The organism is Mesorhizobium sp. M4A.F.Ca.ET.090.04.2.1 (assembly GCF_003999085.1).
Classification (GTDB): Bacteria; Pseudomonadota; Alphaproteobacteria; order Rhizobiales; family Rhizobiaceae; genus Mesorhizobium.
This window is the reverse complement of the sequence record NZ_RZOT01000247.1, coordinates 1-8,508: the sequence shown is the minus strand read 5'-3', so window position 1 is coordinate 8,508 and position 8,508 is coordinate 1. Positions and strand designations below refer to the sequence as shown.

At 59.7% G+C, this 8,508-nt stretch carries 10 protein-coding genes and 1 pseudogene; all 11 read left to right on the top strand.

What is annotated here, in order from left to right; translation table 11 throughout:
- Positions 1–345 (top strand): annotated as a pseudogene (locus tag EN781_RS18170) (hypothetical protein); the annotation flags it as partial.
- Between the two features lie 65 nt (positions 346–410).
- Positions 411–560 (top strand): hypothetical protein, encoded by a 150-nt coding sequence (locus tag EN781_RS34410; RefSeq protein WP_189347665.1) that lies wholly within the window; start codon positions 411–413, stop codon positions 558–560.
- 1 nt (position 561) lies between these two features.
- Positions 562–819, top strand: coding sequence for an ABC transporter permease (locus EN781_RS18165; RefSeq protein WP_127400210.1), 258 nt, complete (start codon positions 562–564; stop codon positions 817–819).
- Positions 798–986 (top strand): hypothetical protein, encoded by a 189-nt coding sequence (locus EN781_RS18160; RefSeq protein WP_127400209.1) that lies wholly within the window; start codon positions 798–800, stop codon positions 984–986. Before EN781_RS18165 ends, EN781_RS18160 begins: the two co-directional genes overlap by 22 nt.
- Positions 986–1,309 (top strand): hypothetical protein, encoded by a 324-nt coding sequence (locus tag EN781_RS18155; protein WP_127400208.1) that lies wholly within the window; start codon positions 986–988, stop codon positions 1,307–1,309. The genes EN781_RS18160 and EN781_RS18155 overlap by 1 nt, the downstream gene beginning before the upstream one ends.
- A 102-nt stretch (positions 1,310–1,411) precedes the next feature.
- Positions 1,412–2,143 carry a hypothetical protein gene (locus EN781_RS18150; protein ID WP_127400207.1) on the top strand — a complete coding sequence of 244 codons (732 nt, stop codon included), beginning with the start codon at positions 1,412–1,414 and terminating at the stop codon, positions 2,141–2,143.
- A gap of 208 nt (positions 2,144–2,351) precedes the next feature.
- Positions 2,352–2,870: a hypothetical protein gene (locus tag EN781_RS18145; RefSeq protein ID WP_127400206.1), complete on the top strand. Its 519-nt coding sequence runs from the start codon at positions 2,352–2,354 to the stop codon at positions 2,868–2,870.
- 13 nt (positions 2,871–2,883) lie between these two features.
- Positions 2,884–3,366 carry a hypothetical protein gene (locus tag EN781_RS18140; RefSeq protein WP_127400205.1) on the top strand — a complete coding sequence of 161 codons (483 nt, stop codon included), beginning with the start codon at positions 2,884–2,886 and terminating at the stop codon, positions 3,364–3,366.
- A 99-nt stretch (positions 3,367–3,465) separates the two neighbouring features.
- Entirely contained in the window at positions 3,466–5,844 is a 2,379-nt protein-coding gene (locus tag EN781_RS18135; RefSeq protein WP_127400204.1) for a hypothetical protein, read from the top strand.
- On the top strand, positions 5,841–8,210 hold the full coding sequence (locus EN781_RS18130) for a hypothetical protein (protein WP_127400203.1): 2,370 nt from the start codon (positions 5,841–5,843) through the stop codon (positions 8,208–8,210). Before EN781_RS18135 ends, EN781_RS18130 begins: the two co-directional genes overlap by 4 nt.
- Positions 8,211–8,212: 2 nt before the next feature.
- The coding region (locus tag EN781_RS18125; RefSeq protein ID WP_145965543.1) for a hypothetical protein at positions 8,213–8,508 on the top strand (296 nt) is incomplete at its 3' end.

The window sequence follows — 8,508 nt, the reverse complement described above, 5'->3', positions numbered from 1 at the left end:
GTGCAGGACGGCCGGATAGGGCCGGCCACGCTCGCCGCGGTGCGGGCCAAGCCCGCCGGCGTCGTCATCGACACGCTCTGCGATGCCCGCTTGGCGTTCCTCCGGCGTCTGCCGACCTGGCCGACCTTCGGCCGGGGCTGGGAGAGCCGCGTAGTGGGGGTGCGCATCCAGGCCATGATGATGGCCGAGCCTGTTTTTGTTCAGCCCGCGCCGACTTCCCCGGTTTCCGGTCCGACGCCGCCGAGCGTGCCGCAGGCTCCTACGCCTGCCGCTGCCGCCAAGGAGCGCAATCCGCTCTGGGCTGCGCTGTTCGCATTCCTCAAAGCCATCTTCGGAAGGAACTGACTATGTGGGCCACGATACGCGCCTGGTTCAAAGATTCCGAAACCATCGTTTGGGCTCGGCTCCAAATGCTTGCTGGTGCGATGCTGGTGGTGATCGCCACGACCGATCCGACGCTGTTCAACCAGTACATCCCGGAGCGGTGGCTGCCGCTCTACATAGTCGGCTCCGGCATCGTGACGGAGTTTGCCCGCCGGCTGCGTGCAAAGGACATGTGAGATGGTCGAGGTCTTCACCGCGCTCCTCGAATCGTTTCTGCACAATCCAGTCGTCATCGCGATCGGCGCGGGCATCGTCATGGCAGTTGGCGCGTGGGTTAAGGGCCGTCTCTCCGGCGCCAAGGCAGAACGCAACAAACAGGCCGTAGAGCGGCTGGCAGCCCGTGACGAGGCAGACAAGATCGACCAGGCCGTTGCTGGCATGTCTGACGCCGAGGTTCTGAAGGAACAAGCCAAATGGTCGCGCCCAAAATCCTAGCCCTGGCTGCCTTCGTCGCCCTTGCCGCCTGCCAGCACGCGGGCGGCAGTTTCTGCGACGTCGAGAAGCCGAATCGCAATCCCGTCGAAGACATGACGTCGACCGAAGCAAGGTCGGCACTCGCGCACAATCTCAAGGGCGCCAAGCTCTGCGGCTGGAGGCCATGATGCACGATCTGTTCGATCTCCTGGGCATCAAAGGCCCTGTAGTGGCTGCCGGCCTCGCTGGCGGCATCCTGAGGGCTCTCTCGCGCCACCGCTATAAGATCCGCGAGATGATCGCCTCGCCGATCTGCGGGGCGCTGGCGGCGGCCTATTTGACGCTGCCGACCGTGGCCTACTCCCAAGCGATCGGTCTGCCTATCCCTGATGCCAAGGATGAAACCACCATCCTGGCCGCCGCTTTCCTGATCGGCGTTTCAGCGATGTGGATTTCGGACATTGTATTCGAGGTGATCGTGCGGCGGTTCAGGCCGGCGGCGGAGAATTGACCATGAGCCAGACTGCCCGACAATAAATTAGCACTGTTTGCAAAAATGGTTTGCGCCATTGAAGGCGCCTGCTAGGAATGCTCAAATTTCCGATGAAGATCCATGCCTAACAAACCCGAAACAGTCCAATTTGTATTCTATTTGCCCACCGCCGAGGCTTGGGACGCCCTGAACACTTGGAGCCGAGTTTTCTCGCAGACTCCTTCCTCTTTTCAAAAAAATCCGTCTGGAGCGCCGCCCGGCGGTCGCGCTAGCGATACGTGGCAAGGATTGAACGTCACGCTGGTAACACAGCCGGGTAGGGTTGATGTATTCTTTGCCGGAATCGAGAAAGACCCGGATGAGTTCCCATACCTCAAAAGCGCAGAAGGTACATTCGATCAGGTAACGAACGTCGCCAAGAAGTTGATGACCTCGCCCGGTTCACGTGTGGCGATGGTGACTACACTTTCGGAAAAACACGGTTCGGGTCCTGAGGCCGCAAGAGCCTTCGCTAGCCTCACCGGAACAAAAGTTCCCGATAGATCAAGTGATCTGCTCTTCGCCTTGAATGTGCCGAAACATTCCAAGAACCTGTCGATGTCACTCAACCGAATTCTCCGGGCTGAGGTCGCCCACCGTCAAAAAATTATCATGCAAGGAGTCATCGGGCAGAGCGCAACGCAACAAGTTGTCGCCAGCCACTACGCCCTAGCTGTCGCCATAGACGTAAACACTGTCCCAACCGGACATGAATTTCAACCTCCGAAGCTAAACAGGATGCTGGAGGAAGTGATTTCAGAGACTCGAACCCTTATATCTGAGGGGTATGCAAGAGTGCTGACGCATGGTTAGATCCTTCAGAAATACGTCTGGTGCCGCGACCACAATTCCTGCCGGCTTGTTATCGTCTATGATACTGGCTGGGACCGCACTCGTCAGCCCTGCAGTTCCATCTGGTATGGAGAGCCGCCCCACGGCCAATCCGGAGACCCATCGAATTCACTTGATTAGCGCGTTTACCGATCCGTCTGGCGGACACCTGCAGACCAGGACCTGGTCCGTGGAAACCAGCTCCACATACAAACCGGATGTCGTTCAGACAGAGACGCTAGTTCTCGTTCCGGCAGATCGGGTCACCGGAAGCGCGACCACAGTTCTTGAAGTGGTTGAATTTGTCGACTCTGCCACAAAGAACCCGTTCGATGCCCACCATCAAATAGAAACGTCGAAATGGCTTTCGATTGAACATAATATGGCTAGATGGCGGAAACTTTCCCCTGGCTGGGATGGAGCTTCAGCAGTGCCTCCCGAAACTTCATCGCTCGACGCTATGAAGGACTTTGTCTCAAAACTCAGGCAACTGGATATTGCTCCGCCCTCAACGATGATTTCAGCGGACGGGGAGTTGACTATACATTGGGATAGCAATGCAGGTTATGCCCACATCTCGTTTTTGTCAGACGGACATATTATCGGGATAGTAAGGAGAAAGGGCCAAAGATCGATTGAGTTTGACGAACCGTATGATAGTTATCAACTTGACTCGCACTTGTATTCTTCTTTGAAAGCCCTCGCCTGATAATCCATCGCGAATGTCTTGGACAGATCGGCCTGAAAACGTTTCCCAGTGTGGCGGCGAACTTGGTCCCGTCGCCGACGACGAATTTGTTGCGCGTTTGCTGCACGAACGAAACTTGGAACCCAACTTCGATCCCTTCCCAAGAAGTGAGATTTTTGGACTGAAAGGGCAGTCCAACACGTGCGGTGATGCGGACGGTGTGTCCCTGGTGCGCTGTAATTTGCTCACGGATGATGAGTTGGTTGCTCGTAGCATTGCGCTGGCCAACCTAAGACCGCCTCGTGCGGCGGCGGGAGCGCACGTCGGCGCAGTTGCGGCTGCTCGCGCAATTAGGCTGGAGGGGATACCTTCGCAGGCAGTGTTCATCTATGACGATCCTAAGCAGGACGATAAGTTCCACGCAGTAATGCGAGGGATAGAAGGACTGTCGCGACCGGTGCAATCCGATTTGCGGCGCGAGATAATGCGCGTGTTCAATCGTCGTGTTGTCGCCTAGTCATTGTCTGACGGCGGCGGCCCGCCAAAGCGAAATCACAAAGTCACACGACCGCAAGCGGCTTAGAATTTCGCATTCGCAGCCAGCATCCTGCCCGCCATGGCAAAGGCGGACAAGCGAACCCCGGATCAGCAGAAGCAGGGCGCGGCTCTTCGTGAAGAGGGGTCGAAGTGGCGTGCTCGCGTCGAGGCGGCTGGCAAGCTTGAAAAGCAGTGGATGGACGACGCCGAAAAGGCGGTGAAGGCCTACACCGGCGAAACCAAGTCCGACGACCTGAGCACATCCGCCACGCTCGGCAACACCTACGACTTCAACATCCTTTTCGCCAACGTCGAGACCATCGTTCCGGCGATCATCAACAGTCCGCCCGCGCCTGACATCCGGCGCCGCTTTGCCGACGAGGATCCTGCGGCAAAGGACGTCGCCGAGCTGATCGAGCGCGCCATTCGCAAGCAGGTCGACGATTCCAAGCTCCAGGTCGAACTGGAGGGCGAGGCACAAGACGGCTTCTTGGCCGGTCGCGGCATCATCCGGCTTCGCTTCAAGAGCGACATCGTGAAGGACGAGACGAGCAATGCAGAGCTTGCCGACGCTGCCGAGCGATCAAATGTGGATGACGGAGCAGGAGAAGCGGATGCTTCCGGCGACGATGTTCGAGGCGAGCTTTACGGTGCTGGAAACGCGGATGCAGGACCAGGTTCTGCGGCTCCAAGTCAGGAACGCCTCGCCAACGAATGCATCGAGTTCGAGGCGGTAAGCTGGCGCGACTACCGGCACGGTCCGGCGAAGCGCTGGAAGGATCGGCCGTGGGATGCATTCCGCTTTGTCGTACAGCGTGAAGATGAGGGCGCGGTGTTCGACGCCGGCCTTATCAGCATTCAGACCGACGATCAGGAGAAGAAGGCGCGCGGCGAAGGCGACAGTGACCTGTGCGGCTGGGAAATCTGGGACAAGGGCAGCCGCAAGGTCATTTTCATCGACGACAACGGGGTAGTGCTGAAGAAGGTCGACGACCCGCTTGGCCTGACAGATTTCTTCTGCATTCCAGCACCGGTGCAGCCGATCGAACTCACCGGCCGGCTGATGCCGGTTAATCCGTTCTCGATCTATAGCAGGCTCGCCGACGAACTGGACCTGACCACCAAGCGCATCGGCGTCATCACCCGCCACATGAAGGTTAAGGGCTGGTATTCCGGCGACGCTGGCGACATCGCCAACATGCTGGCGGCCGACGACACCGAATTCGTGCCGATCGGCAATGCCGACATCTGGGCAGCCAATGGCGGGCTGTCCGGCGCCGTCGCGTTCTGGCCGGTCGAGAAGTTCATTCTGGTGTTGCGGGAGCTCTACAGCGCCCGCGAACAGACCAAGCAGGCGATTTACGAAATCACCGGCATTTCGGACATCGTGCGCGGCGCCTCACAGGCCAGCGAGACCGCCACGGCGCAGAACATCAAGACGCAGTGGGGCTCGCTGCGCATCCAGAAGATGCAGCGCATGATGGAGCGCTGCGCGCGCGACATCTTCGTGATGATGGCCGAAATCATCCCGTCGAAATTCTCGCATGAGACGCTGCAGCAGATGACTGGCGTGCAGATCATCCCGACGCAGCAGGATCTGACGCCAGTGCAGCCTCCACCGGCACCACCGCCCGGCGCTCAGGTGCCGCCCGAGCAGCAACAGCAGCTTCAGCAGGCCACGCAGGCGGCTCAGCAGGCCGAACAGCAGCGGCAGGCCAAGGTGGCCAAGCTGCAGTCAATCCAGCAGCTTCTGACGCAGCGCCTGGCCATGATGTACCGCATCGACGTCGAGAGCGATTCCACGGTCAAGGCGGACCTCACCAGGCAGAAGGCCGAGGCGGCCGAGTTCATGCAGGCAGCCGGCGCCTACTGGACCGCTGTCGGCCCGCTGATCCAGCAAGGCGAACTGTCGAAGGAAGTGGCGGTCGAAATCTTCGCCGCGAACTCGCGTCTCTTCAACCTCGGCAAGTCGGTCGAGGACGTTCTGGAAAAGATGGTGACCGATGCCAAGGCGCAAGCCGGCCAGCCTCCGCAGCCTAGTGCCGAACAACAAAAAGCTCAGGCGGACGCGAAGGCGCGAGAAGCGGACCAGGCGGCGAAAGCTGCTGACGCGAAAACCAGACAGGACGCCGCCGCGCAAGACATGCAGTTCAAGCGCGAACAGCATGACATGACCATGGCCGAGAAGCGCCTTGACCTTCAGTCGAAGCGTCAGTCCGCGCGCATCGACCAGAACCAGGTCCTGCTCGCCAACGGCATCGTTCCGCCGCCGGATCCCGAGCAGATCGATGGCCAGGCGGTGCTGAAAGAGATGGCCGCGCAGCGCGACATGTTCGGGCAGGCGCTTGCCGCGCTCATTCAAGCGCTTTCGCAGCCGAAGCAAATCATCCGGGACGCCCAAGGCCGTGCCGTGACGGCGATTCCGATGCAAACCCCGACACAGCAGCCGGTGCAATGACGATTTCCCTGAAGCACAAGTTTCATTCGGCCATCCCGGATGCAGGCGACCCGACGATTGTCCAGCCGTCGAACTGGAACGACGAGCACGATCTGGTGCAATCGACCGGGAAGTTGCTCGGCCGCGTGACGGCCGGAGACGGCGTCACCGAAGAGCTCACGCCGGTTCAGGTGCGCGCGCTGCTCAACGTGGCTGACGGGGCTACCGCGAACCAGACGGATGCCTTCCTCCTGTCTCGGGCCAATCATACAGGCACGCAGCTAGCCGCGACGATTTCGGATTTTTCGACAGCGGCCGATGCGAGGGTCAGCGCGGCAATTGGCGTTACCGTGCAAGCTTATGACGCCGATCTGGCCTCATGGGCTGGCGTGACACGCGCTTCAGGCTTTGACGCGTTCGCGGCCACTCCATCGAGCGCCAATCTCCGGGCGCTGCTGACGGACGAGACAGGAACGGGCGCGGCTTATTTCCAGGGTGGGAACCTTGGAACGCCATCCGCTGGCGTTCTGACCAACGCCACAGGCCTGCCACTCTCGACGGGCGTTACCGGAACGCTGGCGGTTGACAATGGCGGGACGCCAATCCCGATCTACGCGACGACTGTTACGCTGGCCGCAGCAACGGTGCCGAATACCATAACAGCCGTCCAAGTCGCGGATTTCTCATCTCTCGGGGATAGTGGCGGCCACAGGCGCAAGCGCGTCACGTCGCAACCGACTTGGGGGGGTATTCGCTCGACAGACCGCTTCCTGCCGAACGGCACGATAGATGCCGCCAACGGTGGCTGGTGGGATGTTGACGAGGCCTATCCCAATGAACTGATGTTCGGAGGTGTGGCTAGCGCCAGCAATGCCGTTCAGACGGCGGCCATTCAGTCGATGCTCGACTATTGTGCATCAGGGTTCGGCGGCAAGAAGGCGACAAATCTTCGCCTGCACACCATCACTACGACCATCAATGTCCCGGCCGGTGTGACGCTTGAATGGGGTGCCGGCTTCACCGCCAACCCGACCTTCGCCTGGTGGACCAAGGCTTTCAATGGAGCGATGATCACGGTCGGTGAGGGATCTCGGATCATCCGCCCGCAGTTGACCGGCGATGGCGCGAACTTCACTGGCGTCGGCATTTCGATCGCGACGGGGAACAATCAATACATCCATGATCCCTACATCGTGGATATGGCTTCGGCGCCGATCGACTTCCCGACAGGTGGCGTTGGCGTATCGTTCACCTGTTACGGCGGATACCTGAGCAACCACACCAACGGCGGCGATGGCGTCTCTTTCCCGGCGACCGAACTGACGACGACAGGCTATCGGTTCTTCACCAACACGAAGCTCGTCAATTCCATCTACAACCTCAAAAACGGCAACATGACGCAGATTGTTGGTGGCTACAGCGCCGGCATGGATTTTTCTGCGAATACGACTGGCCGCGTCCTTGTCTCTCTGCACCGCTGCGCGACAACGACGCTGACGATTTACGGGCGCGAGCATCACATCGCGAACTGTTCGATCGGCGGCGACGTGGTGTTCGATGCGTCGTGTCAGTACGTTGATTTCATCGGCAACCTTTGCAGCAACATCACGCTAAACGCCGCCGCGCACGACAACAGCGTCATCGCAACCACGCCCGGCGCGACGATCACCGACAACTCTGGCGTCACATCGAACGTCATCCTGCATAGTGCGATGGCCAAGGTCGGGCCGCTCACGGTTGCGGGCGCGGCACTCCCAGCGACCGATGACGGCGGCGCGCTCGGGTCCAGGACGAAGGAATGGTCGGACCTGTTCCTGGCATCGGGTGGCGTGGTCAATTGGGCCAATGGCGACGTGACCATCACGCATTCGTCCAATGCGCTCGCCTTTGCCGGTGCGGCAAACGGATATTCCTTCGATCAGAAACTGATCGTCACTGTCGGCCAGGTGTCATTCCCTGCGACGCAGAATCCTTCGGGGGACGCGAACACGCTCGATGACTACGAGCGCGGCACCTACACGCCGACATGGACCGGTTCAGTGACCAACCCTGCGATTGGAAACGGGACCCTCTCTGGCACCTATGTGAAGATCGGGCGTCTGGTCCACGTCGATATCCTGATGCAGACCGGCAGCACAACTACATATGGCTCCGGCGTATGGTCGTTTTCGCTGCCATTCACGGCTACTTCAACGGCTGGGGCTGGCGTTGTCTCAGCCTTCGATGCCGGTACTGCCAATCGCGTCGGTGCCGTTCAGATATTGACGACGACAACTATCGGCATGGTAAGCGATGGCGGCGGCAACAATTGGGGCACACTCATCCCTCAGACATGGGCGAACGGGGATTATTTGAAAGCCTCGATCACGTACATTGCGGCGCAGTAGACATGGCATTCACGGCCTTCCAATCGGACGCATTCCAAAACGATGCGTACCAAACGATTTTCCAGATCCCCGGTTATTCTGGTGGTGTCGGCCGTGCCGGTTACTATCGCCGACCGCTCAAATACGTCCGTGACGGGCAGATCGTCGACCTTAACGAGACCGAAACCCCGACCGTTGACGAGATTGTCGGCTCCTTCGAACTGACACCGGCAATCATGGCCGCGCTGGTCTCGCTGCTGCCAAACCAGCCTTCGCCGCTACCCGGCATGGTCGGCGGCCTCGATGCCAAGCTGGGGCC